At 69.1% G+C, this 22,112-nt stretch carries 25 protein-coding genes and 3 pseudogenes; 13 read left to right on the top strand and 15 right to left on the bottom strand.

Features of this window, described 5'->3' with window-relative positions; genetic code table 11:
• Positions 1-108 precede the first annotated feature (108 nt).
• The 6 genes from QF037_RS44645 to QF037_RS44620 form a co-directional block, all read right to left on the bottom strand.
• A complete protein-coding gene (locus QF037_RS44645) occupies positions 109-519 on the bottom strand; it encodes a hypothetical protein (RefSeq protein ID WP_307035507.1) in 411 nt (136 codons plus the stop codon).
• An 18-nt stretch (positions 520-537) separates the two neighbouring features.
• Positions 538-819: a hypothetical protein gene (locus tag QF037_RS44640; protein ID WP_307035505.1), complete on the bottom strand. Its 282-nt coding sequence runs from the start codon at positions 817-819 to the stop codon at positions 538-540.
• Between the two features lie 200 nt (positions 820-1,019).
• Positions 1,020-1,220, bottom strand: coding sequence for a hypothetical protein (locus QF037_RS44635; RefSeq protein WP_307035503.1), 201 nt, complete (start codon positions 1,218-1,220; stop codon positions 1,020-1,022).
• A gap of 51 nt (positions 1,221-1,271) precedes the next feature.
• On the bottom strand, positions 1,272-1,724 hold the full coding sequence (locus tag QF037_RS44630) for a DUF2267 domain-containing protein (protein WP_307035500.1): 453 nt from the start codon (positions 1,722-1,724) through the stop codon (positions 1,272-1,274).
• 110 nt (positions 1,725-1,834) lie between these two features.
• The gene (locus tag QF037_RS44625) at positions 1,835-2,230 is read right to left on the bottom strand and encodes a DUF2267 domain-containing protein (RefSeq protein ID WP_307035498.1); all 396 of its coding nucleotides are present in this window, start codon (positions 2,228-2,230) and stop codon (positions 1,835-1,837) included.
• A 95-nt stretch (positions 2,231-2,325) separates the two neighbouring features.
• Positions 2,326-2,760: an Hsp20/alpha crystallin family protein gene (locus tag QF037_RS44620; RefSeq protein WP_307035496.1), complete on the bottom strand. Its 435-nt coding sequence runs from the start codon at positions 2,758-2,760 to the stop codon at positions 2,326-2,328.
• A gap of 127 nt (positions 2,761-2,887) precedes the next feature.
• Here QF037_RS44620 and QF037_RS44615 point away from each other — a divergent pair, with 127 nt between their 5' ends.
• Both QF037_RS44615 and QF037_RS44610 read left to right on the top strand, forming a co-directional pair.
• Complete coding sequence (locus QF037_RS44615; RefSeq protein WP_307035494.1) at positions 2,888-3,565, top strand: type III effector protein; 678 nt, start codon at positions 2,888-2,890, stop codon at positions 3,563-3,565.
• Between the two features lie 436 nt (positions 3,566-4,001).
• Positions 4,002-4,448 carry a nitroreductase family deazaflavin-dependent oxidoreductase gene (locus QF037_RS44610; protein WP_307035492.1) on the top strand — a complete coding sequence of 149 codons (447 nt, stop codon included), beginning with the start codon at positions 4,002-4,004 and terminating at the stop codon, positions 4,446-4,448.
• 59 nt (positions 4,449-4,507) lie between these two features.
• Here QF037_RS44610 and QF037_RS44605 read toward each other — a convergent pair whose 3' ends face one another.
• From QF037_RS44605 to QF037_RS44590, 4 genes are all read right to left on the bottom strand, one after another.
• Positions 4,508-5,269: a PIG-L deacetylase family protein gene (locus QF037_RS44605; RefSeq protein ID WP_307035490.1), complete on the bottom strand. Its 762-nt coding sequence runs from the start codon at positions 5,267-5,269 to the stop codon at positions 4,508-4,510.
• A gap of 58 nt (positions 5,270-5,327) precedes the next feature.
• Positions 5,328-5,621: a putative quinol monooxygenase gene (locus QF037_RS44600; protein ID WP_307035488.1), complete on the bottom strand. Its 294-nt coding sequence runs from the start codon at positions 5,619-5,621 to the stop codon at positions 5,328-5,330.
• 55 nt (positions 5,622-5,676) lie between these two features.
• Positions 5,677-8,238 carry a GH32 C-terminal domain-containing protein gene (locus tag QF037_RS44595; protein ID WP_307035486.1) on the bottom strand — a complete coding sequence of 854 codons (2,562 nt, stop codon included), beginning with the start codon at positions 8,236-8,238 and terminating at the stop codon, positions 5,677-5,679.
• A 216-nt stretch (positions 8,239-8,454) separates the two neighbouring features.
• On the bottom strand, positions 8,455-9,417 hold the full coding sequence (locus tag QF037_RS44590) for a carbohydrate kinase family protein (protein ID WP_307035484.1): 963 nt from the start codon (positions 9,415-9,417) through the stop codon (positions 8,455-8,457).
• Between the two features lie 253 nt (positions 9,418-9,670).
• Here QF037_RS44590 and QF037_RS44585 point away from each other — a divergent pair, with 253 nt between their 5' ends.
• The 4 genes from QF037_RS44585 (at position 9,671) to QF037_RS44570 (ending at position 13,791) form a co-directional block, all read left to right on the top strand.
• Positions 9,671-10,687: a sugar ABC transporter substrate-binding protein gene (locus QF037_RS44585; protein ID WP_266897907.1), complete on the top strand. Its 1,017-nt coding sequence runs from the start codon at positions 9,671-9,673 to the stop codon at positions 10,685-10,687.
• Between the two features lie 147 nt (positions 10,688-10,834).
• A complete protein-coding gene (locus QF037_RS44580) occupies positions 10,835-11,848 on the top strand; it encodes an ABC transporter permease (protein ID WP_307035480.1) in 1,014 nt (337 codons plus the stop codon).
• The gene (locus QF037_RS44575; protein WP_307035478.1) at positions 11,845-12,681 is read left to right on the top strand and encodes an ATP-binding cassette domain-containing protein; all 837 of its coding nucleotides are present in this window, start codon (positions 11,845-11,847) and stop codon (positions 12,679-12,681) included. The genes QF037_RS44580 and QF037_RS44575 overlap by 4 nt, the downstream gene beginning before the upstream one ends.
• A 63-nt stretch (positions 12,682-12,744) precedes the next feature.
• A complete protein-coding gene (locus QF037_RS44570; RefSeq protein ID WP_307035476.1) occupies positions 12,745-13,791 on the top strand; it encodes a LacI family DNA-binding transcriptional regulator in 1,047 nt (348 codons plus the stop codon).
• Positions 13,792-13,839: 48 nt separating this feature from the next.
• Here QF037_RS44570 and QF037_RS44565 read toward each other — a convergent pair whose 3' ends face one another.
• Entirely contained in the window at positions 13,840-14,361 is a 522-nt protein-coding gene (locus QF037_RS44565; protein WP_307035474.1) for a VOC family protein, read from the bottom strand.
• A gap of 370 nt (positions 14,362-14,731) precedes the next feature.
• Between QF037_RS44565 and QF037_RS44560 the strand changes: the two genes are divergently transcribed.
• A complete protein-coding gene (locus QF037_RS44560; protein WP_307035472.1) occupies positions 14,732-15,112 on the top strand; it encodes a RidA family protein in 381 nt (126 codons plus the stop codon).
• A gap of 49 nt (positions 15,113-15,161) precedes the next feature.
• Here QF037_RS44560 and QF037_RS44555 read toward each other — a convergent pair whose 3' ends face one another.
• Complete coding sequence (locus QF037_RS44555; protein WP_307035470.1) at positions 15,162-15,803, bottom strand: TetR/AcrR family transcriptional regulator; 642 nt, start codon at positions 15,801-15,803, stop codon at positions 15,162-15,164.
• An 84-nt stretch (positions 15,804-15,887) separates the two neighbouring features.
• On the opposite strand from QF037_RS44555, the gene QF037_RS44550 reads away from it, so the two are divergent.
• Complete coding sequence (locus QF037_RS44550) at positions 15,888-16,625, top strand: SDR family NAD(P)-dependent oxidoreductase (RefSeq protein WP_307035467.1); 738 nt, start codon at positions 15,888-15,890, stop codon at positions 16,623-16,625.
• 383 nt (positions 16,626-17,008) lie between these two features.
• On the opposite strand, the gene QF037_RS44545 is transcribed toward QF037_RS44550, so the two are convergent.
• The gene (locus QF037_RS44545; RefSeq protein ID WP_307035466.1) at positions 17,009-17,134 is read right to left on the bottom strand and encodes a hypothetical protein; all 126 of its coding nucleotides are present in this window, start codon (positions 17,132-17,134) and stop codon (positions 17,009-17,011) included.
• 276 nt (positions 17,135-17,410) lie between these two features.
• Here QF037_RS44545 and QF037_RS44540 point away from each other — a divergent pair.
• The 3 genes and pseudogenes from QF037_RS44540 to QF037_RS51170 all read left to right on the top strand — a co-directional run.
• Positions 17,411-17,485 (top strand): annotated as a pseudogene (locus QF037_RS44540) (rodlin); the annotation flags it as partial.
• Between the two features lie 145 nt (positions 17,486-17,630).
• The gene (locus tag QF037_RS44535; RefSeq protein WP_307035464.1) at positions 17,631-18,605 is read left to right on the top strand and encodes an LCP family protein; all 975 of its coding nucleotides are present in this window, start codon (positions 17,631-17,633) and stop codon (positions 18,603-18,605) included.
• A gap of 54 nt (positions 18,606-18,659) precedes the next feature.
• Positions 18,660-18,800: pseudogene (locus QF037_RS51170) on the top strand (DUF2255 family protein); the annotation flags it as partial.
• A gap of 87 nt (positions 18,801-18,887) precedes the next feature.
• Here QF037_RS51170 and QF037_RS44530 read toward each other — a convergent pair.
• Positions 18,888-20,165, bottom strand: a complete 1,278-nt coding sequence (locus QF037_RS44530; protein WP_307034582.1) for an IS701 family transposase — start codon at positions 20,163-20,165, stop codon at positions 18,888-18,890.
• A gap of 104 nt (positions 20,166-20,269) precedes the next feature.
• On the opposite strand from QF037_RS44530, the gene QF037_RS44525 reads away from it, so the two are divergent.
• Both QF037_RS44525 and QF037_RS44520 read left to right on the top strand, forming a co-directional pair.
• Positions 20,270-20,875: a low temperature requirement protein A gene (locus tag QF037_RS44525; protein WP_307037704.1), complete on the top strand. Its 606-nt coding sequence runs from the start codon at positions 20,270-20,272 to the stop codon at positions 20,873-20,875.
• Between the two features lie 284 nt (positions 20,876-21,159).
• Complete coding sequence (locus tag QF037_RS44520) at positions 21,160-21,579, top strand: molybdopterin dinucleotide binding domain-containing protein (RefSeq protein ID WP_307037702.1); 420 nt, start codon at positions 21,160-21,162, stop codon at positions 21,577-21,579.
• On the opposite strand, the pseudogene QF037_RS44515 reads toward QF037_RS44520, so the two are convergent.
• A pseudogene (locus QF037_RS44515) lies at positions 21,510-22,082 on the bottom strand (ISAzo13 family transposase); the annotation flags it as partial. The gene QF037_RS44520 and the pseudogene QF037_RS44515 sit on opposite strands and share 70 nt — an antisense overlap.
• Positions 22,083-22,112: the final 30 nt, after the last annotated feature.

Raw genomic sequence — 22,112 nt, 5'->3', positions numbered from 1 at the left:
CAAACCGGATCCGGACCCCGCCGGCCCGCCCCTGGCCCGCTCAGGGATCGGGCCAGGGCGAAGGCCGCGCAGCAGAGGCGACCGCGTCGGGACTGCTCACCCTGGCGGTCAGGACTCCACCTCGTTCACCACCTGAGCGGCCATGCGCAGGCAGATGACAGGGAGTTCGGGGGCGTCGCGGATCCAGTCCTCGGTGTCGACGCCGGCCACCACCCCGGCTGTCCACAGGGTCGCCAGCAGGCGGGTGGCCAGAGCGCGCTCCGCTCCCGTGGCCGTGGGAGCCTGACGACGGACGGCGACGGTCGCCTGCTCGATCAGGGACGGCTCCAGCAGCCACCGAATCCCGGCCCCGGCCTCCACAAGGAAACCCGAATAGACCGCCATGAAGATGCGCGCGGTGTCGGACTCCTTCTCCAGACGGACCGGGGCCTGCTCGGTGAACTGCGAGATCAGGCCCAGGTGGTCACTCAGATGACTCGACGGCGTCCCACGGCTCCGCCGTCGCTCGCCATTAGTCATGTCCGCACCATCCCGGCGTCACGAGCTCTTCCCGAGCTCGGGCCGGCCCCGCCCCTCGCTGGAAGGCCCGCCGACGGTCAGAGCCTGCTCAACGCTGCCATGGACCGCCAGCACCCCGGTCAGACCCACGATGCGCGACACCGCGCGAGGCCACCTGCGCGACACCTCCACCCGCACCGCGATCCCCTGCTCACCCGCCACGACCACCGCGGCCACGCCGTCCGGCGAGGAGGGGCTGAAGAGGGTGCGGCACAACGACCGCAGGTCCCGCCGGAGCAGTTCGGCGTTGCCGATGTCCACCTCCGGGGCATCTCCACGATCAGACAGCCCTGACGGCTGGATGTTCGAAGCGTCATGAGGACCGCCTCCGCACTGCCGTTGCGTCTGCAGAAGTGCCGTCTCAGGGCACAACAGCAGTATGCCCACCCGAAATCACGATTTCAGCCGACTTGAGCAAGCGATGGGAACCGAACGTTCCCTCACACCAACACGGCAGCCGCTCAGCGGAAATCCGGCAGCACCGCCAAAGCGACCACCGCGAGTTCGTCCCGCAGAGCCATCAGGGCGGGGCCATCAGCCACCAGGACGAAGCTCTTCAGCAGCAGGGGGAAGTCCGGATCGCCATCACGAAGAGCCTCAACGACCTCTTCCGCGGTGCCGAGCCGACGTTCCTCGTACGGGAAGCCGGATCCCTTCTCCATAGCCCCACCCTTGACGGGCAACCCACACGGTCTGCCCGATCGGTCAGCCGGTCACGTGCCCACAGCTCTGCGGGACGGGACGCAGGCGGTCAGCTCTGCACGGCCGAACAACAGGGCGTATCCGGACGGGAGTTGGTCGAGGATGCGGTTGAGGAGTTCCTCGCCGGCGAGCTGGGCCACGATGCGCAGGACGGTGCCGGTGTCCCAGCGTGTGGTGGCCAGGCTGCCGCCGGTGCGTGATGCCAGCTCCTTGACGAAGCCCCAGCCCGTGAGGGGTTCGGTGGCGGGGATCTGAGAGGTGAAGGTGACAGCGGCCTCGTACGGCAGTCGGGCCGCGAGTTCCACGCGCTCATCGCCCGTGAGCTGACGTCCGAAGGCGTCCAGCACGGCGCACACGGCCCGTTCAGCCTGGGCGCGGGTGGCATAGGCGCCTTCGTAGCGCACTTGTTCCAGCATCTGCTCGAACGTGAGGCCCGTGATGCCCGGTAGTTGCTGGTCGATCATCGCTGACGCGGTTGCCTTTCTCGTCGAAGATGGTTCGCCGGTGACCGGCGCAGTATCCCCCCGCCCCCGGTCACGGCGACGCCCGGGGCGCAGGAGTGCGGCTGCCAGTGCTAGACGCGCCGAGAGTGGCCGAACAGCAGGTCATAGCCCGCCGGGAGTTGGAGCAGTATGCGGCGAGTCAGCTCCTCGCCCGCCGCATCGGCGGCCACGCTGAGCACGGCGCTCACGTCCCAGGCGGCGGTCTGTTCGGTCGCTCCCTCGATCCATGCCGCGGTGGCCCTCACGAACCGCTCGGGGGACAGCGGCTCGCGCGCCTGGAGCGGATTGACCAGGATGAGCGCCAGCTCCTCCGGCAGCCGTGCGGCCAGTTCCGCCCTCACCTCGCCCACCACGTGCGCACCCAGCAGCGCCAACACTGTGCGGGCCGCCCGCGCGGCTTCCTCTGTGCTCTCGTATCCGCCGCGTTCCTTGACGTGGTCAAGGAACGCCTCCCATCGCATCACCATTGCTGCTCCCGTGCCTGTGTGTGGCGGCGAGCGGAGGACGGGGCCGCTCACAGGGAGGCCGTCCCCGTCCTCCCCGTGAGCGGCCGGAAGGGGACTCAGCCGCTGATCTCCTTGCGCGCGGACCCGCCACCGATGGCGATCTTGCGGGGCTTGGCGCGCTCTGCGATCGGGATACGCAGGGTCAGCACCCCTGCGTCGTAATCCGCCTTGATGTGCTCGGTGTCCAGGCTGTCGGCGAGTACGACCTGGCGGGAGAAGACGCCCAGCGGCCGCTCGGAGAGCTCCATCTGCACGTCGTCCGCCTTGGTGGCGGGACGGCGCTCAGCCTTGACGGTCAGCATGTTCCGCTCGACGTCGATGTCGATCGCGTCCGAGTCCACACCGGGCAGGTCGAAGGCGATCACGTACTCCTCGCCCTCACGGTAGGCGTCCATCGGCATCGCCGACGGCCGCGACCAGGTGCCGTTCGTGTTCAGGAGTTGCTGGGTGAGCCGGTCGAGCTCACGGAAGGGGTCGGTACGCATCAACATCGTCAAACACCTCCAGCGTTCGGATCAGGCACTGTGCCAATGCGTTCACCTGCCATCGTTGTAACATGTCATCCAAGCGATGACAAGTTCCGAGTCATCGAAAAGATGACATCACTGTGGAGGCCCGATGACCAGGGATGACGCGCCCACCCCCCGCTCCCACGGCCTCTCGTCGGCATCGTTCCTCGCCGCCGCAACAGCGCTGGACACGATCCACGAGGCCCTGCACACCGCCCAGACCACACAGGACGGCACGCCCCCCGAGCCCGATCAGAGCAGTTCCGAGCGGGCACTCGCCGTGCTCCTGCTGCTGCGCGAGGCACGCGAGCAACTCGCCGAGTGGGAGCCGGGCCTGATCGAAGCCGCACGGGAGGCAGGCGCCAGCTGGGCCGACCTCGCCCACCCTCTCGGCGTCTCCAGCCGCCAGGCTGCCGAACGCCGCTACCTGCGCGTCCGCCCGGGAACGCCGGGGTCCACGGGCGAGCAGCGGGTGACCGCCACCCGCGACCGCCGCGCCGCCGACCGCACCGTCACCGCCTGGGCCCGCGCCAACGCCGCCACCCTGCGCCAACTCGCCGGCCAGATCACGGCACTCACCGACCTCCCCGCCGCTGCCCGGACCCCCCTGGCCGCACTCAACGCGGCTCTCGCCGACAACGATCCGGCTGCCCTCGTCGCCCCTCTGACGGACGCGCACCCCTACCTCGCAGGCCACCCCGGCCTCGCCGCCCGCGTCGACGACCTCACCCACCACACCGGCCGACTCCGCCGACGCAGCGAAGATCAGCGCCGTAACCGCGACTGACCCGCAACGACCTCGTGACCGACGGCCGTACAGCAACGCACGCCCACACCGGAGATGCCTTGTCCAGCGTTGGTTTGCCCGACCCTCGAGGGCTGGCTCCAGCCCGCGCCTTGTGACCGCGAAGTCGACAAGGTCAGTGACCGTCGGCAGGAACTGAACGTGACCCCCGGTGTCGGCTGAACAGCCACGGAGATCATTCTCGCTGAGACGGGCAACGGCCTCATGGATCGGCTGTGCCCAGGACTGAACAGGTCCGCAGGCATGAACAAGTCGGGGCGAATCCGAGCGGCCGACGGCAACCTCAAGCGCGTACTGGGGACCGCGCTGCCGTGACCGCCATCACGGACGTCGCTGTGTCGAGAACACGGTGCCCGCTCCGTCCCAGGGACACGAGCGGCCACGACGGGCCGCGTGCCATCAGAAGGGACCGTCCGTCATGGCTGTCGCAGATGACCTCGACCACGCCACCGACTCGCAGTGGGACTGGGTCGCTGAGCAGACTCGTACGTATCTCGCCTCGGGCGGCACCGAGGGCCACGAGTCGAACGGCGTCTACACGCTGCTGCTCGCCACCACCGGACGCAGGACCGGTATCCCGCGCCGCACGTGCCTGATCTACGGCACCGCGGGCGAGGACTTCGTCGTCGTCGCCTCCAAAGGCGGCGCCGACGACGATCCGGCGTGGTTCAAGAACCTCCGGGCGGATCCGAGCGTCGGGGTGCAGGTCGGCAGCCGTAGGTTCACCGCGCGCGCCCGCGTCGCATCCCCGGCCGAACGTGAGGTCCTCTGGCCCCGGATGGCGCGCATCTTCCCGCTGTACGACGAGTACGCGCAGAAGACGAGCCGCGAAATCCCCATCGTCCTGCTCACTCCGCAGAACTGACCCCGGCTCAGGCCGGACTCAGGGATGGGACAGGCACATCCTCGCCGGGCAGCCCCGGGTCAGTCCTGTTCGGCTTCGGTGAAGAACTCCGGTGGCGCCTGTAGGTCGTGGGCGCGGAACAGGACGGCGTGCTCGACGCCCATGGCCTTGCCGCTCAGCGCGGCGAACTTCGGGATGAAGTCCGCGGGAGCCGGGTGGTCCGGGAGCGCGGCCAGGTACGCGGCGTGCGCCTCGAGCGAGGCGACGCCGCGGCGCAGCGGCTCACCCGTCACGTCGACGCCGTGGGTCGCACCGGAGCCCGGGAGGCCGGGGAGGATGAGCCAGCGCACGGAGTGCGGGTGGAGGTCCTCGTCGTCGACCTGCTCCGGGAAGACCCACCGGTTGCCCGCGTCGCGCACCGCGTCGAGCGTCGCGAGCCCGGCCGCGCGGTGGTCGGCCTGGTCGAAGCCGAAGGGCGTCTCAATGTCGTAACCACTGCCGAGCACGACATCCGGCTTGAACCGGCGGATCTCCCGACAGATGTCCCTGCGCAGGTCGAGGCCGTAGACGAGGACTCCGTCCGGATGTTCGAGGACGGTCAGGTGCTTGACGCCGACGACGGCGCAGGCGGCCTGCTGCTCGGCGACACGCAGGCGTGCCGTCTCCTCGGGAGGATTCGGCATGCCGGCCTCACCGCGGGTAAGCAGGAGATAACCGACCTCGATGCCGCGCGCGGTCCAGCGGGCGACGGCCGCGGACACGCCGTACTCCATGTCGTCCGGGTGCGCGACGACACAGAGCACGCGCTGGAAGGACTCCTCGGGTAGCGCAGGCAATGTCATGCGACCATCCTTCCCCTTCCCATGCATGAGTCCAAGGGGTGAGGGCGCGGTCAGCGCGTCAGGCCACCGGATCGAGGAACGTCAGCACCGAGGCGTCTTCCTCGATCAGCGGGACGAGCGCCGCATTGAACGGGCCGCCGTACGGCGCCTTCAAGTGCGCTTGGAAGGCGTCCTCGTCGCGGTACACCTCGAAGATCCAGAAGGCGCGTGGGGCGGCCGCCTTGGTGTAGACGTCGAAGGCGATGTTGCCTTCTTCCTCGCGCACCTTCTTGGCGTACTCCAGGAGCAGGCGGGATACCTCGTCCTGTGCTCCCTCTCGGGCGGTGAACTCGGCGAGCAGGGTCTTGTTCACGGTGTGGTGTCCTCCGTGGTCGAAGTCGGTCGGGGAAAGTCGGGATCCGTCGGCGTCAGTCGCGGTAGGAGTCGAGGTGCCAGACGACGGCCTGGTCCAGCTTCACCGAGCCGTTCTCGGCGAAGACCTGCACTCCCTGGCTGGCGGGGTCGGGGAAGATCTGGTCGGTGATGACGGCCTCGCCGCTGCCGCCGAAGACCTCGACGGACGACCAGTCGACGAGGATCCGCAGCTTCACCTTGCCGTTCTTGGCCTTCAGAGGCGCGGTCTGGATGCCGGGGAAGGTGCTGTTGAAGTCGACAGCACCGGAGTGGGTGCGGTCGACGTACAGCTCCTGTGTCGTGGTGTCGTAGCCGATGACGGTCTCCTCTCCCCCGGCGCCGGTGCGCACCTTCAGGCCGAACCGGGCGGCGTCCTGGAGGGAGAAGGTCGCCTCGATGTCGAGGGCCTTGCCTTGGGCCGCGGGGCCGATCAGGGTCTTGGAAGTGTTCTTCACGGTGACACCGGCCGCGGTCGCCGGTTGTTTCTGCCGCAGGGACGTCACGCTGTCGACGGGCCTGCTGGTCAGCCGGATGCGGCCGTCGACCGTACGCAGGGTCATCTCCCGGGGGATGCTCTGCGCACCGCGCCAGGGCGAGGTGGGGATCGCGCCGCTGTAGTCCCAGTTGTTCATCCAGCCGATCATGTACCGCTTGCCGTCCGGCGCGCCCTCCCAGGACACCGCCGCGTAGTAGTCCTTGCCGTAGTCGGCCCAGTCGGCGCGCTGGACGACGGACTTCGCGGCGGTGTCGGCGGCGGTGAACCGATCGGCGAGGAGATGGCCCCAGCCGGCGGTGTTCATGTCGACGAGCTGGATCCGCGCCTGCTTGCCGGCGTAGGAGCGCGTGTCGAAGGAGGCCCAGTCCAGGGTCTCGCTGTTGGAGCCGGTGGCGCTTTGGACGACCTTGCCGTCGACGATCAGGTTGACGGACGTTTCCTGCGAGACCGGCTGGGCCCGGGTGTCGGAGAGCATGATGTGGTCGACGTTGAGGTGGCCCCAGCCGCCGCTGTTGTCGTCGACGATCTTGATCTGTGCCTTCTTGCCGGCGAGGTCCTTGACGTCCCAGGAGGCCCAGTTGAGTGCCTCGCCATCGCGTCCGGTGGCGCTGCGGACCACCTTGCCGTCGACCAGCAGCTCGATCGCGGTCGGGTTGTCGGAGCCGGCGGGATGGTTGCCGCCGCCCACAAGGAAGTTGACGTAGTTCTTGTCGATGGTGAACTCGGGCGAGGTGAGCGTGCCGGTGGTGGCGTCGCCGCCCAGGAAGCTGTTGGCCAGGCCGTCGCCCAGGAAACCGGAGACCTCCTGCTGGCTGCCGAGAGTGCCGGTGGCCGGTGCGGAACCGAAGGCGTCCCCGGTCGTCGTCCAGTCGCCGTAGGTGCCGCCCTCGAAGTCGGCGAGGACCGTGCCCGCGGGCGGATCTCCCTGCTCCATGACGGTGCCGTCCACGTGCGGGTGGCGACCGCCACCGACCTTGAAGTTCAGGTACTTGCTGTCGACGGTGAAGGGGGGCGAGGTCAGGGTGCCGGTGGTGGCGTCACCCGAGTGGAAGCTGTTGGCGAGGCCCTTGCCGTCGAAGCCGTCGACCGTGCCCTGACCGTCCACCGCCCCGGCTGCCGGCGCCTGTCCGAACGCGGTGCCCGTGGTCGTCCACGTACCGAAGTCGGGACCCTCGAAGTCCTGCGTCACCGTGCCGGTGGGCGGGGTGTACGTGCCCTTGTCATCGGCGGTGAACTTCTTGCCGTCGAAGTCGCCGACGAAGTACTGGGCGGCCGAACCGCCCGCGATACCACCGGGGTTGATGTTGACGACCAGGACCCACTTGATCTTCTTCTTGTCACCGTCGACCGCGAGGGGGAACAGATCCGGGCACTCCCACACGCCGCCCGTCGCGCCCGCCGGCCCGAACTCGCTCTGCAGCGTCCAGTCCTTGAGGTTCTTGGACGAGTAGAAGCGCACCTTGTGTTCGGCGGACATCGACACCGTCATCACCCAGCTTTTCGTGGGCGCGTACCACTGGACCTTGGGATCGCGGAAGTCCTTGGAGCCGATGTCGATGACGGGATTGCCCTGGTACTTCGTCCAGGTACGGCCGCGGTCGGTGCTGTAGGCGAGGGACTGCGCCTGGGTGCCCGTCGCCTTGTGGTGGCTGGTGTAGATCGCCACCATGGCCGGGTTCTTCTTCGTGCCGAAGCCGGTGGTGTTGTCCCGGTCGATGACCGCGCTGCCGGAGAACACCATCTCGTTGTCGTCGTGCGACAGGGCGAGCGGCAGGTCCTTCCAGTGCACGAGGTCCTCGCTCACGGCGTGCCCCCAGGACATGTCTCCCCACGAGTTGCCGCCCGGGTTGTACTGGTAGAAGAGGTGGTATTCGCCCTTGTAGTACACGAGGCCGTTGGGGTCGTTCATCCAGTTCTTGTCGGGCGTGAAGTGGAACTGGGGGCGGTAGGTCTCGGAGTACGGCGGGGTGTCGGCGGCGACGGCCTGGGGGGCGAGCGGGGCCGCCGACAGGGCGCAGACGGTCGCGACCGCCGCGATCATCCGTATGCGGGCATGCCGGGATACACGTCCAGAGCTCATGAGGTCTCCTGTGCCGGCCGTCCGCGCGACGAAGCTGCCCGGCGCGGGTCCGGCGGAAAGTGACGCCCTTCTCGGCGCCGTCGTCCATGGCATGGGCAGGGGGTGTCATCGTTGACTTGTGTCATCGATGACATCGAGTGGCCCGATGATGTAGGCAATCCGGCCGGTGCGTCAACGGTGTTGCCGCGATGTCGTGTTGGGGGGCATGCCGGCCGGTCACGCGCGGTCGGCCGTGGCCATCTGGGTCAGCTGGCTCTGCCACGGCGGGTTGGGGCCGGCGACCGAGCAGGTCAGGGCCGCGACGCGGGTGCCGAAGCGGCAGGCTGCCTCGACATCGTCGAGGCGCAGGTCCGTCAGCCGGCCGCCCAGAAGCCCCTGGGCGCCGAGGTGGTGGAGCAGGCCGGCGGTGAAGGAGTCCCCGGCGCCGACCGTGTCGACGACCTGCGTGGCCACCGCGGGCACCGTGACCCGTTCCCCGTCGAGTGAGGCCAGGGCGCCGTCGGCACCGCGCGTGATCACGACGAGCCGTGCCCCTGCCGCATGCCAGGTGTCGCAGGCCTGCTCGGGCGGTGTTCCGGGCAGCAGGAGATCCAGGTCGTCCTCGCTCAGCCGCAGCACGTCCGCGAGGCCGCACCAGTGTGCCAGCCGGGCGCGGTAGACCTCCGGGCGCACCAGGAGCGGGCGGACGTTGGGGTCGATGCTGATGGTGGCCCGGGAGGCGGCCGCGGCCAGGAAGTCCTCCACCACCGCCGCCCCGGGTTCCTTGACCAGGGCCAGTGATCCGGTGTGCACGCAGGCGGTGTCGGTCAGGTCCACCCCGGCCAGTTCCGCGCCCGTCCACTGCCAGTCCGCGGTGGCCTGCGCGTGGAAGGAGAACGTGGCCTGTCCCTGGGCGTCCAGCTCGGCCACGGCCAGCGTGCTGGGCTCGGCGGCGTCCACGGCGCACGAGAGGTCGACCCCGGACGCCTCCAGGTGGGCCCGGAACAGGCGGCCGAACACGTCGCCGGACAGCCGTGCGAGGAAGCGGGCCGGGGTTCCCAGCCGGGCCAGGGCCGCCGCCGTGTTGGCGGGTCCACCGCCGGGCAGCACCCGCAGGGCGAGTTCGTTCCGGGAGGCTGCGGGTTCGGTGAACGCGTCGGCGACGCACTCGCCCAGGACGGTGATCTGGCGCGGGCTCATGGGCTGCTCACTCTCGGAACTCTGGGAACGCGCGGACAGAAACGGGCACGTCGCGGGCGTTCGCCGAACCGCTTCGGGCGGCGACGGCCACGAGCGTTGCCGATTTGTGACGGGCACAAGGCATTGACGTTGCCCGGAAGCGGAGTCCATCATCCTGGCCAAGCAGTGTCAACGATGACATAAGTCAACGATGACACTTCGGGACGGCATGCCCGATGCCGACCGCTCGTCCGCAATCCCGCAGGAGTTGTTCATGTCACGCATCTCTCGTCTGCCGTCCTCCTTGCTCAGAGTCGCCGCTTGCACGGGTGTCGCGGCCCTCACCCTGACCGCCTGTGGATCCGGATCCGGATCGGACTCCGCGAGCTCCGGTTCGGGCACCGTCAAGGTCGGACTGATCACGAAGACCGACACCAACCCGTTCTTCGTGAAGATGAAGGAGGGCGCGGAGAAGGCCGCCAAGGAGAACGGTGTCGAACTGTCCACCGCGGCGGGCAAGTTCGACGGGGACAACGCCGGTCAGGTCACCGCCATCGAGAACATGGTCGCCGCCGGGGTGAAGGGCATCCTGATCACGCCCAGCGACTCCAAGGCGATCGTGCCAGCCATCGAGAAGGCCAAGGCCAAGGGCGTTCTGGTCATCGCCCTGGACACCCCGACCGAGCCGGAGAGCGCCGTCGACGCCCTTTTCGCCACTGACAACGTCAAGGCGGGCGAGCTGATCGGCGAGTACGCCAAGGCCGCCATGAAGGGCAAGACGGCGAAGATAGCCGCCCTCGACCTCGCGCCGGGCGTCTCCGTCGGCGTCCAGCGGCACGAAGGCTTCCTGAAGGGCTTCGGCGCCACCGAGAAGGACGTCGCCTGCGCCCAGGACACCGGCGGCGACCAGGCCAAGGGCCAGACGGCGATGGAGAACTGCCTCCAGAAGGAGCCGGACATCAACGTCGTCTACACGATCAACGAGCCGGCCGCGCTGGGCGCGTACACCGCGCTCAAGGCCAAGGGCCGGGAGAAGGACGTGCTCATCGTCTCCGTCGACGGCGGCTGCACCGGCACACAGGCCGTCAAGGACGGCAAGATCGCCGCGACCTCGCAGCAGTACCCGCTGAAGATGGCCGCCGAGGGCGTCAAGGCGGTCGCGACCTACGCCAAGGACGGGAAGAAGGCGTCCGGTTACACCGACACCGGCGTCACCCTGATCACCGACAAGGCACAGGACGGGGTCACGTCCAAGGACACCGCCTACGGCCTGGAGAACTGCTGGGGCTGAGCCGGCCCCTGAGGACCGTACGACTCAGCCCGTCCCCTCAGCGGGGCGGCCGTCCCTTCCTCCCTGACCGGGGGCGGCCGCCCGCTTGTCCGCTTCTCCCGGCGGCCGGAGGGGACAACGACTTCTGTCTTCCGACAAGGACTTCGCATGACAGCCACGACCACACCCCCGGACACGTCCTCGCCGTACGCCGATCTCAAAGCGCCGACCACGGCCCGCCGGCTGCTCACGGCACCGACCACCGGGCCGCTGGCCGCCCTCCTTCTGGCCTGTGTCTTCTTCTCCGTCTCGACCGACCAGTTCCTCACCGGCGGGAACTTCTCCCTGATCGTGCAGCAGGTCATGGTCGTCGGCACCCTCGCCATCGGCCAGACCCTGATCATCCTCACCGCGGGTATCGACCTGTCCTGCGGTGCGGTGATGGCGTTCGGCAGCATCGTGATCGCCAAGATGGCGGCCGAGGGCTCCCTGCCCCCGCTGGTCGCGATCGCGCTGGGCCTGGTCGTCTGCGGCGGCTTCGGCCTGCTCAACGGGACCCTGGTGCAGAAGATCCCGCTGCCGCCGTTCATCGTCACCCTCGGCATGCTCAATGTGGCGTTCGCGCTGACGCACATCTACTCCGAGGAGCAGACGGTCACCAATCTGCCAGGCCCGCTGACGGCACTCGGTGAGACCTTCCCACTCGGCCACACCGACATCACCTACGGCTCCCTGGTCACCATCGCCCTGTTCCTCCTCCTCGCCTACGCGCTGAGCAACACCGGCTGGGGCAGGCACGTCTACGCCCTGGGCAACAGCCCGGAAGCGGCCCGGCTGAACGGCATCCGCACCTCCCGGCTGACCATCGGCGTCTACACCGTGGCCGGGATCCTCTACGGCATCGCCGCCCTGCTGCTCATCTCCCGCACCGGCGTCGGCGACCCGCAGGCCGGGCAGACCGACAACCTCGACAGCATCACCGCCGTGGTCCTCGGCGGCACCAGCCTCTTCGGCGGCCGCGGCTCGGTCCTGGGCACGTTCATCGGCGTCCTCATCGTCGGCGTCTTCCGCAACGGCCTGCAGCTGATGGGCGTCGCCTCCATCTACCAGACCCTGATCACCGGCGTCCTGGTGATCCTCGCGGTGACCGTCGACCAGCTCTCCCGGAAGAAGGCCCGATGACCGCCACCTCCTCCCCCACGCCTGTCCTTCAGGCCCGCGGCCTGGTCAAGCGCTACGGCCACGTCACCGCCATCGACGGCGCCGACTTCGACCTGCTGCCCGGCGAGGTCCTCGCCGTCATCGGCGACAACGGCGCCGGCAAGACCAGCCTCATCAAGGCCCTCACCGGCGCGGTGACCCCCGACGCGGGCGAGATACGGCTCAACGGCAAACCCATCTCGTTCTCCGGCCCGCAGAGCGCCCGCGCCCACGGCATCGAGACGGTGTATCAGGACCTCGCGGTGGCGGCCTCCATGGACATCGCGTCGAACGTGTTCCTCGGCCGCGAACTGCGCCGCTCCGGCATCCTCGGCAGCGCCTTCCGCATGCTCGACAAGAAGCGGATGCGGCAGGAGGCCGCCGAGCACATGGCCGACCTGAAGATCGGCCTGCGCTCGCTGACCCAGTCGGTCGAGACCCTCTCCGGCGGACAGCGGCAGGCCGTCGCGGTCGCCCGCGCCGTCGCCTGGGCACGCTCCGTCGTCGTCATGGACGAACCCACCGCCGCCCTCGGCGTCAAGGAGTCCGGCCAGGTCCTCGACCTCATCCGCCGGGTTCGCGACAAGGGCATGCCGGTCGTCCTGATCAGCCACAACATGCCCCACGTCTTCGAGATCGCCGACCGGATCCACGTCCACCGTCTGGGCAGGCGCGCCGCCGTGATCAAGCCCTCCGACTACTCCATGGCGGAGGTCGTCGCCATCATGACCGGCGCGCTCACCGTGGACGAGGCCGGAGGTACTGTCGTGGCGGATTCCAAGGCCGCGAAGGCCGCGGGAGTCCAGGCCAACTGAAGCACTCACAGGTTCCGGCCGAGGCCGCGGCCGGACCGACGAGCACAGGAGACTGTTTCCTCCATGGCAGCGAACCGCCGCCCGACCCTGGCAGACGTCGCCCGAGAAGTGGGCGTCAGCGCCAAGACCGTCTCCCGCGTCCTCAACGAGGACGGGCCCGCCTCCGCCGAGACCAGGGAACAGGTGCTCGCCGCCGTCGCCAAGCTCGGCTTCCAGCCGAACCTCATGGCCCGCAACATCCGCGTCGGCGGCCCGGACACCACCGTCGGCCTGGTCATCCCCGACCTCGCCAACCCCTTCTTCGGAGCCGTGGCCCGCGCCATAGAGGATGTCGTCGGCGACCGCGGACTGACCCTGCTCATGGGCTCCTCCGCGGACGACCCCGAACGCGAACGTGCCCTGACGGACAAGTTCCTCGCCCGGCGCGTCAGCATCCTCATCGTCGTACCGTCCGTCGGCGCCGAACACTCCCACCTCAAGTCGCACCGCACCGCAGGGCTGCCCATCATCTTCCTCGACCGCCCCGGAGTCGGCCTGCCCGCCGACAGCATCGTCAGTTCCAACCGCGCCGGGGCCCGGGACGGCATCGCCCATCTCATCGCCCACGGGCACCACCGCGTCGGCTTCGTCGGCGACCTGCCCGTCAAGCTGTACACGCGCCGCGAACGCCTCGCCGGATACCGCGCCGCGCTGCAGGAAGCCAACATCCCCTACGACCGCTCGCTGGTCGCCAACGCCCACGACCAGCCGGGCGCCCAGGCCGCCACCGCCCAACTCCTCGACCTGGCCGATCCCCCCACCGCCCTGTTCGCCGGCAACAACATCATGGCGCTCGGCATCGTCGCCGAACTCGCACGCAGCAAGCGCAAGGACGTGGCAGTCGCCGCCTTCGACGACCTGTCACTCGCCGAGGCCCTCGAACCGGCCCTGACCGTCGTAGCCCAGGACCCCGAAGAACTCGGCCGCAGCGCCGCGGCCACCGCCCTGGCCCGCCTGGACGGCGACCGCTCCCGCGCTCGCACCATCTCCGTCCCCACCCGGCTGATCATCCGAGGCTCGGGAGAGCAACCCGCGCCCAAGCCGGCAGAGTTCGTCACACGATCTCGTTGAGATGTACTGGTCGGGCCTGACCGACTGACGAATCGACGCCCCCACGACTCAGGCACCGGGCCTCGGGGCCTGCGTACCATCCGAGTTGGAGGCCCCCGGGAAGAAGTCGGCACCCTGGACGTACGCCATCGCCTCGGCCCACTTCGGGTCGCCCAGACGGCGTTCCATCTCCTCCGGGCTGACGTCCTCCACCCGTGTCTGGAGCCACCACAGATTGCCCAGCGGATCGCGTACCCGTCCGACCCGGTCGCCGAAGAAGAGGTGTGTCACTTCGGTCACGGACGTTCCGCCGGCCGCGACGGCCCTGCGGTGCGCGGCGTCGGCGTCCTCGACGTAGAGGCGCAGGAAGGCGGGCGTCGGCGGCCAATCAGGTGGCGCGTCGAACGGCATGACGATCGAGTCGCCGATCCGTACCTCCGCGTGCCCGATCCGGCCGTCGTCCCCGACGACCCGGGCGATCTCCTCTGCCTCGAACGCCTCCTTCAGGTAGTCGATGAGCCCAGCCGTGTCGCGCGAGATGATCCACGGCGTGACGGTGTGATAGCCGTCGGGGATCGGCCTCACGGTCATCCGCTGCCTCCTGAGTGCGTGTGGTCCGTCTGACGTTAGGTGGCGTGTAGGCCAACTTTTGTCCTATGAGCCACCGCTGGAGACGACGCTCGCGAGGATTGCCCTTCCCCTTACATGTTCTATGCCATACCCCATAAGTCACCGGCAGGTAGCCGCGTTCAGGACGGCAGCCCCGCCTGGGTCCTCCCCTACCTGTCCGACCCCCGACTGCCCCGCCGGACACGTGCCGTCATCGCGGTTCTGGCAACACCCGGGGTCCTGCGGTGGGAGCCTGAAGGCGCCCTGCGGGATGAGGGTGCGACGGCGCCACCGAAGTCCAAGGTCGATCTGTACTCAGCGAGCAGAAGCCCTCCAGGCAGGAGCCCGTGCGATGCCCCGAGAGATCATCTCCACCCCCGAAGCGCCGGAATATCCCGGCTACAGCCAGGCGGTCAAGGTCGGCAACACGATCTACGTCGCGGGAACAGTCGGAGTCGACGTGGCGACCGGCGAACTCGCGGGACCCACGATCCAGGAGCAGACCCGCCAGTCGTTGCTCAACTGCCAAGCGATCCTGCGCGCCGGCCGCGCCGAGCTGAGCGACGCCGTCATGGTTCACACCCTGCTCATGCACCCCGAGGACGCCGACGGCATCATCGAGGTCTTCGACGAGTTCTTCCCTGACGTACGGCCGCCTCGCTGCGTGAGCAAGCTGGGTGTCGACCGGCCAGGGATCCTGGTGTCGATCGCGATGGTGGCCGTCACGGACTAGGCAGGGCCAGGCTTTGCCCGGCGGGTCAGGTGACCGTGAGGGCACCGAGTCAGTTCTCGCGGGCCGGACCGCGCCCAGTTGCGAGGTGATTCCGCCCCTCGGGCATGGGCAGGACCGCCAGTGCGGTGTCTGCGATGTTCCGCAGTGTCTCCGGGTCCAGGCCGGCCTTGCCCACCGCCTCGATACCGCGGACCACCGTCAGCAGCAGTGCCGCCAGCTGCTGCGGATCCGCAGCGCTGGCGATGTCGCCGTGGCGCTGTGCGGCGCTGATCTCCGTCCGCAGCAGGGTCAGCAGCGCCGTCATGGTCTCGGCCGACCGCCCGGCGACCGTCGGATCGTGCTGGGCCAGTTCCGCCACGCCCTTGGCCAGCAGGCACCCGCGGCGCTCGGTGTCGGAGGCGGTGTTCTCCGCCATGAGGTGCACGTACCCCGACAGCCGGGCCAAGGCCTCCGCGTCCGGGCCACCTGCCAGCCGCCCTTCGGCCACCTCGACGACCGCGGTGCACCACTCGTCGAACACCCTGTGGAACAGCTTGCCCTTGTCGCCGAACGCGCCGTACAGGCTGCCCTTGCCCAGGCCGGTCGCCTGGGCGATGTCGTCCATCCGGGTTCCTGAGTAGCCGGTCGCCCAGAACTGTTCCCGGGCCCGCTCCAGGACTTGGCGTTCGTCGAATGCGCGTGGTCTGGGCATGGTTTCACCCTAGCCATTCTTGACTCGATCGTCCATTACTGCCTACGTTATGGACGATCGATTCCATAACTCAAGGAGTTCGACATGCCAGGCGTGTTGCAGAACAAGGTGGCCGTGATCACCGGAGGGACCAGCGGGATCGGGCGGGCCATCGCCCACCGCTTCATCCGGGAGGGCGCACGGGTCTTCGTGACCGGCCGGGACAACGACCGCCTCGAAGCGGCAGTCAAGGAGATGGGCCCCGCGGCCACCGGCGTACGATCCGACGTCTCGGTCCTGACCGACCTGGACGCCCTCTACGCACGAGTCCGCGAGGAGGCCGGCCACATCGACGTGCTGGTGGCCAACGCGGGAATCGCCGCGGACGCCGCGCTCGGCGCCCACACCGAGGCGAACGTCGACCTGACGCTCGCCGTCAACATCAAGGGCCCACTGTTCACCGTTCAGAAGGCGCTCCCCCTGCTGGCGGAGAACGCCTCCATCCTGGTCATCGGATCCAGCAACAGCGTGCGGCCCAATGAGCAACTCGAGGTGTACAGCGCCTCGAAGGCGGCGGTGAGCAACCTCGTGCACAACTGGGCCCGGCAGTCGCGGAAGCGCCGGTTCCGGGTCAACGTGCTCAGCCCGGGACCCACCCGGACCCCCGGCCTGCTGGGCGCCGCGGGGCCGGACGTCGACCGGTTCGCCGAGGCCGTCGTACCCCTGGGGCGGCTGGCCGACGCCGAGGAAATCGCCGAGGCCGCCCTCTTCCTGGCCTCGGACGCCTCGTCGTTCGTCACCGGCGCCGAACTCTTCGCCGACGGTGGCTATACCCGGGCCTGAACGACGGCCGGGGCGCATCCGGTTGCCTCGCCGCGGCCTCGTTGGATGACGTCTGCCACCACCCCGACCACTGCTTGACGGCGAAAGGCTACGACCAGGCCCTTGCGGTGGGTGGCGACCGCAGACCGTCTGCCGAAGCCAGCGGGCCAACCTGGCTCCGGTCGTGGGTGTGGCCGAGAAGCTGCTTGCCCGGGACGGCCCCGTTTTCTGCCGGGCGGTGGGGCAGCTGTTGGCCGGCCTTCATCGTCGCTTTCCCCGGGTTCGCCGCCTACGGTGGTGGCGACGATCTGCCCGCGTGTCGCCTCGCCGGAAGGAGGGCCGCGACGCTGCTGGATGCCGCGACGGACACCGGGGTACCGGCGTTCGCGGCCGACCCGGTGAGGTCAGTGGGGGGTGAGGGTGGTGGCGAGGGCTACGTGGACGGCGGTGCCGCCGAAGATGCTCAGCACAGCGTTGTGCCGCCAGTGGTGCAGGCCGAGGGTGACGGCCAGGGCGATCGCGGGCGCCACCAGCTGGCGCGGGGCGGCCGGGGAAAGGGAGGAAGAGCAACAGTGACGGCCGCCGCAGCCCAGGACCCACCCGGCATCGCGAGAACCGGTACCGGCCAGAGAGGTGACCGGCTGACTTTCGACATCGCGTCGATCTGCACTGGCTGCGCGAGGTCTTGGGGCATGGCTGACAGTTCGTCATCAGGTGGCGCTTGACGTACTGGCGTGCGTCTCAGGAGATGCTTGACCGGAGTCTTTTCCTCAGGTCGTGCGTGACGCAGGACCAGGACGGCCTAAAAGGGCGACGAGCCACTCTCGCACATCCTGGACAACATCCCGGTCCTTTCGGGCAACGCCGCCAGCGGCAGCTGATCTGCCGACACGCACAGCGGGCCGCCGAATTCTCGGCAGCCCGCTGGCTTACCTTCTCCCCATGGAGAAAAGCCCCCCTTCTTCCTGCTCCACATCCCCCCGCCCCCGGAAATGGCTTCGCCGTTCGATGATTCCGGGAGTCGTCATGCTGGTCACCGGATCGGTGCTCGGCATCTCCGCGTTCCAGGCGCCCTCACGAGCGCCGCACGCGATGAATATCCTGCTGATGGGAACCGACGGTCGCGACACCATCAGCCCCGAGGAAAAAGAGAGATTCCACGCGGGCGGTGTCGCCTGCGACTGCACGGACGTCATGATGCTCGTCCACGTGTCGGCACGCCGGGACCGGATCAGCGTCGTCAGCCTGCCGCGGGATTCCCTCGCCGACATTCCCGAGTATCGCGACGATTCCTCCGGACAGGAGTTCCCGGCGCGTCCGGCGAAACTCAACAACGCGTTCGCGGAGGGCGGTGCCCCCCTCACCGTACGCACCGTCGAGGCCATGACGCATGTGAACATCGACCGCTATCTGCAGGTCGATTTCCGGCGCTTCATGGACGCCGTCGACGCGATCGGCGGGGTCGAGGTGTGCACCGCGCGGCCGCTGAAGGATTCCGCCACCAAGCTCGACCTCCCGCCCGGGAAGCATCGGCTGGGCGGCGGACAGTCGTTGCAGTACGTCCGCTCGCGGCACGTCGACGGCAGCGCCGACCTCGGCAGGATCCAGCGCCAGCAACGGTTCCTGGTGTCGGTGATGCGCGAGCTGAAGCACCTGACCAGGGATCCGGTGGCGATGGCGCGCGTGGCCCACGCGCTGCTCGATTCCGCGCAGGCGGACCCCGGCTTCGGTGTCGGGGAACTGGTGGACCTGGCGTCGTCGCTGAGCCGGATCCCCCTGTCGTCGACGGAGTTCGCCACGGTGCCGGTCGCCGGGTTCAACCCGCTCATCGCGGGCGTCGGTTCGACGCTGCGCTGGGACGACAAGAAGGTGGACCAGGAGTTCGGGAAGCTGCGCGACGACCGTCCGCTGATCCCTCGTGGACAGTCGCCCCGGCCGGACGACCCGCCCCGGTTCAGCGGCTACGCCCCCGTCCGGGGGAGCTCACTGGCGTGCTCGTGACGGGCGCTCTCCCTCGCACGCTGGGCCAAACGGGGCACAACCCGCAACCACGCCGACGACGAGATCGACGACGCCGTTGACGCCGCCTACCGCACGAAATCCGGCCAGTACGCCGTCAACATCATCAAGGCCATCGCCAGCCCCGAGGCGAGCTCAACGACCATGCGGCTCGTGCCCCGTTCCGAGGACGCCTAGTAGGACTCCGTTAGGTCGTTCTGGATCTTGGTGTGGTCCTGCTGGGCAGCGGCCGGTGGCAGGTGGTGCAGGTGCCGGTCCAGCAGTTCAGCAGGTCCTGGATGGCGTCGAGGATCTGATAGAGGGTGAGTCCGCTGTATCGGCTTTTGGGGCCAGGCGCTGTTCGGTGAGGAAGGCGTGGGCGGCGGTGACCAGGGTGACGTGGTGATGCCAGCCGTTCCAGGAACGTCCCTCGAAATGGTCCAGGCCCAGGCCGTGCTTGAGTTCGCGGTAGTCGTGCTCGATGCGCCAGCGGATCTTGGCCAGACGGACGAGTTCGGCGATCGGGGTGTCGGCGGGCAGGTTGGACAGCCAGTAGTCGGTGGGTGCTTCGGCGCCTTCGGGCCATTCGGCCAGCAGCGTCACCTCGGGCAGGACGCCGTCCCAGTGGCCGTGTTCGGCCATGGCGGCGGCCTGGGCCAGACGGCGGGCCCGCACCCCGGCCGGCCGCACCCGCAGTGCCGAAAAGCGCGAACGCATCGGTCCGCGGGAGCCTTCCCGCCAGGTCACCTCGGAGAAGGCCTGCCGCCCGCGGCCGGCCGCCAGCGCGGCCACCGAGGACGGCTTGTCCCGGTAACGAGACTGCGGCCTGGGGCCGTTGCCGGACCATGCCGGGGCGGCGGGCCGCGCATCGTGCGGGTGGACGCTCACATCCGAACGGATCGCCACGACATAGCCGATGCCCCGGCCCTCCAGGCCGTCGCGGAAGTCGGCGTTCTGCCCGTAGCCGGCATCCGCCACCACCACCGGCGGCACCAGATTCCACGTGGCCAACTCGTCGATGCTGTCCAGGGCCAGGCGCCACTTCTCCCGGTGCCCGACCTCCTGCGGTATCCCGGTCTTCTGCCGCCGTCCGGCATCGTCCGCCCACTCCTGGGGCACGAACAACCGCCACTGCAGCGGACAGGACGCAGCATCGGAGACCGCGTGCACACTCACCGCGACCTGACAATTGGCCCGCTTGCCCAGCGCCCCGCAGTACTGGCGGGCGACCGCCACCGACATCTTCCCGTCCTTGGGAAACGACACGTCATCGACCACCCAGGCATCCGGCCCGATTCTCGGCACCATCCGCTGCGCGATCCGGCGCCGCACCGGCACCGGATCCCAGGTCGACTGGTTCACGAACTGCTGCAGGTTCTGCTCGTTGCCATCCGGCAGCCGCTCCGCCATCGGCTGGATCGACTTGCGCCGCCCGTCCAGCATCAGCCCCCGCAGATAGCAGTCACCCTTCGCCCGCTGATCCTTGCGCGACACCGACGCAAACACATCAGCGACGAATAACGCCAACTTCGCCCGAGCTCGGTTCACTTCATGTGCGTCCACACACCCAACATGCTCTTGATCAGGCCCAACGGAAAGACCTAACGGAGCCCTACTAGTTGGAGAACGAGCAGTCCGGACCGTCGCGAGGCAGCCCGGCGACCGGAGTGTGTACCGCGCTGACGAGCAGCCGCGTGACCACCTTCGAGCTGTTCTCCGACCTGGTCTACGTCTTCACGCTCACTCAGATCACCGAGTACATGGCCCACGAGCACACTGCCACGGGCGTGCTGCACGGCGTGCTGCTCCTGGCCCTGGTGTGGTTCTCCTGGTCCGGGTACGCGTGGCTGGGAAACCAGGCCCGGGCCGACCTCGGCGTCGTCCGCGCGGGTATGTCGGCGACTGAGTCGCCGACAAGACTCGCTACCGGCTCGCGGTGGACCCGAGCGAGGAAGCCGCGCTCTTCGAGGATCTCAGCCGCTGCCCGAACGAGCCCGTCACGGATACGTTCGCCCAGTAGCGCTGGCCGTTCGGCGGCGGGACAGGCTGCCGGGCGACAACGCGAAGCCCCGGCTGGTCGGGGGAGACCAGCCGGGACCGTGGCGGTGGCGGCCGGAGGGCGGTCGCCTCTCGGCGGAAGGCTCCGTGGGGCTTCAGCCGGACGATCGTCCCCACGGGCTGTAGGTGAGGCCCGGGGACACTGTCCCCTCCGCAGCCACAGACAGATGGACGGTCAACCACCCCTGCTTGTTCCGAGATCCACGCACGCCTGATCCGGGAACTCGACGGGGTTCCCCGTACCCACCTGGCGGTGCTCCGCACGGCGGCACGGTTGGGCCGGACCTCTTTCAAGTTCGCCTTCGCGGCCCTCGCGGCGGTCGACAAGAAGGTCTTCGGCCTGGCGCCCTACCTGCTGTACGAGACCCTGGGCCCGACGCTCCCGAACGGCGGCCGGTCGGCCGCCGTCCTGTGGGGGCTCGCGCAGCGCATCGGGTGGGCGTACCCCAAGGCCGTGCGCCGGGCCGGTCACGCGAATGCCGATGCCCTGTTCGACGCGATGCTGGCCGGCCGCTCCGGCGTCACCTTCACCGAGGACGAGTACGAGGACGCCTGGCAGTACGTGCCGCACGCCGACCAGCGCATCCCGCTGCCCATTCCCGAACTGCTCGACCTCATCGACGCCCTGGACAAGACGCCCTCCGTGCACACCACGCCGGAGTTCCCCTTCGTCCTGGCCGCCGGACAGCGCCGGGCGTTCACCGCGAACGTGATCTTCCGTGACACCACCTGGCGCAAGCTTGACGCAGGCGGCGCGCTCCGGATCAGTCCGCACGACGCCGAGCGGCTCGGCCTGGCCGACGGCGCGGCAGCACGCATCACCACGCGGCGCGGTACAGCACGGGCCACCTTCCTGGTATCCACGCTGATGACCGGCTGGCCGGCGTCCCGGTGCTCGCAGGCCTGCTCGTTGAGATAGCGGAACTGGGCATCGCGGTCCGGGTGCTGGCTGCCCTCGATCGTCTTGGCGCCTGCCTGCAGGCTGAAGCCTTCTGCCCGCAGCAGGTCGGCCACGGTGTCGGCACTGACACGGTGCCCGGCCCGGGTCAGCTCCTGCGCCAGCGTGCGGGTGGACTTGACCGTCCACCGCAGCGGCGACATCGGATCCCCCCGCACATCCGGCTCGACCAGCGCCAACAGTGCCGGCCGCAGCCCCGGATCCAGATCCACGACCCGTTGGCGGCCCCCGCCCGGACGACGCACCCGCCCCAGAGGTTCCTCACCCGCCTCAAGTTCGAACACACCCTTGCGGACCGTCGTCTCGCTGACCGCAGCGGCCTGCGCCACGGCCCGGACACCGCCGTGCCCCAGCACCCGGGCCTCCGCAGCCATCAGCAGCCGTCGCTGCCGCTCATCCAGATGTGGGAGCAACACCGCGAACTTCACAGCGAGTTGGTCACGAGTCTCCTCCGAAATGCGCATACCACACCAACGATTCCCAGGACGGGAAGC

Origin of the sequence: Streptomyces canus (assembly GCF_030815415.1) — a bacterium.
Taxonomy (GTDB): Bacteria; Actinomycetota; Actinomycetes; order Streptomycetales; family Streptomycetaceae; genus Streptomyces; species Streptomyces canus_F.
The sequence above is the reverse complement of the archived record's forward strand: the minus strand, read 5'-3'. Positions and strand labels throughout refer to the sequence as shown.

Bases quoted from the DNA above. Each gene is read 5' to 3' on its own strand.
- QF037_RS44645 (WP_307035507.1), bottom strand. From the start codon at position 519: ATGACTAATGGCGAGCGACGGCGGAGCCGTGGGACGCCGTCGAGTCAT.
- QF037_RS44635 (WP_307035503.1), bottom strand. From the start codon at position 1,220: ATGGAGAAGGGATCCGGCTTCCCGTACGAGGAACGTCGGCTCGGCACC.
- QF037_RS44630 (WP_307035500.1), bottom strand. From the start codon at position 1,724: ATGATCGACCAGCAACTACCGGGCATCACGGGCCTCACGTTCGAGCAG.
- QF037_RS44625 (WP_307035498.1), bottom strand. From the start codon at position 2,230: ATGGTGATGCGATGGGAGGCGTTCCTTGACCACGTCAAGGAACGCGGC.
- QF037_RS44620 (WP_307035496.1), bottom strand. From the start codon at position 2,760: ATGTTGATGCGTACCGACCCCTTCCGTGAGCTCGACCGGCTCACCCAG.
- QF037_RS44615 (WP_307035494.1), top strand. From the start codon at position 2,888: ATGACCAGGGATGACGCGCCCACCCCCCGCTCCCACGGCCTCTCGTCG.
- QF037_RS44610 (WP_307035492.1), top strand. From the start codon at position 4,002: ATGGCTGTCGCAGATGACCTCGACCACGCCACCGACTCGCAGTGGGAC.
- QF037_RS44605 (WP_307035490.1), bottom strand. From the start codon at position 5,269: ATGACATTGCCTGCGCTACCCGAGGAGTCCTTCCAGCGCGTGCTCTGT.
- QF037_RS44595 (WP_307035486.1), bottom strand. From the start codon at position 8,238: ATGAGCTCTGGACGTGTATCCCGGCATGCCCGCATACGGATGATCGCG.
- QF037_RS44590 (WP_307035484.1), bottom strand. From the start codon at position 9,417: ATGAGCCCGCGCCAGATCACCGTCCTGGGCGAGTGCGTCGCCGACGCG.
- QF037_RS44585 (WP_266897907.1), top strand. From the start codon at position 9,671: ATGTCACGCATCTCTCGTCTGCCGTCCTCCTTGCTCAGAGTCGCCGCT.
- QF037_RS44580 (WP_307035480.1), top strand. From the start codon at position 10,835: ATGACAGCCACGACCACACCCCCGGACACGTCCTCGCCGTACGCCGAT.
- QF037_RS44575 (WP_307035478.1), top strand. From the start codon at position 11,845: ATGACCGCCACCTCCTCCCCCACGCCTGTCCTTCAGGCCCGCGGCCTG.
- QF037_RS44570 (WP_307035476.1), top strand. From the start codon at position 12,745: ATGGCAGCGAACCGCCGCCCGACCCTGGCAGACGTCGCCCGAGAAGTG.
- QF037_RS44565 (WP_307035474.1), bottom strand. From the start codon at position 14,361: ATGACCGTGAGGCCGATCCCCGACGGCTATCACACCGTCACGCCGTGG.
- QF037_RS44560 (WP_307035472.1), top strand. From the start codon at position 14,732: ATGCCCCGAGAGATCATCTCCACCCCCGAAGCGCCGGAATATCCCGGC.
- QF037_RS44555 (WP_307035470.1), bottom strand. From the start codon at position 15,803: ATGCCCAGACCACGCGCATTCGACGAACGCCAAGTCCTGGAGCGGGCC.
- QF037_RS44550 (WP_307035467.1), top strand. From the start codon at position 15,888: ATGCCAGGCGTGTTGCAGAACAAGGTGGCCGTGATCACCGGAGGGACC.
- QF037_RS44535 (WP_307035464.1), top strand. From the start codon at position 17,631: ATGCTGGTCACCGGATCGGTGCTCGGCATCTCCGCGTTCCAGGCGCCC.
- QF037_RS44520 (WP_307037702.1), top strand. From the start codon at position 21,160: ATGCTGGCCGGCCGCTCCGGCGTCACCTTCACCGAGGACGAGTACGAG.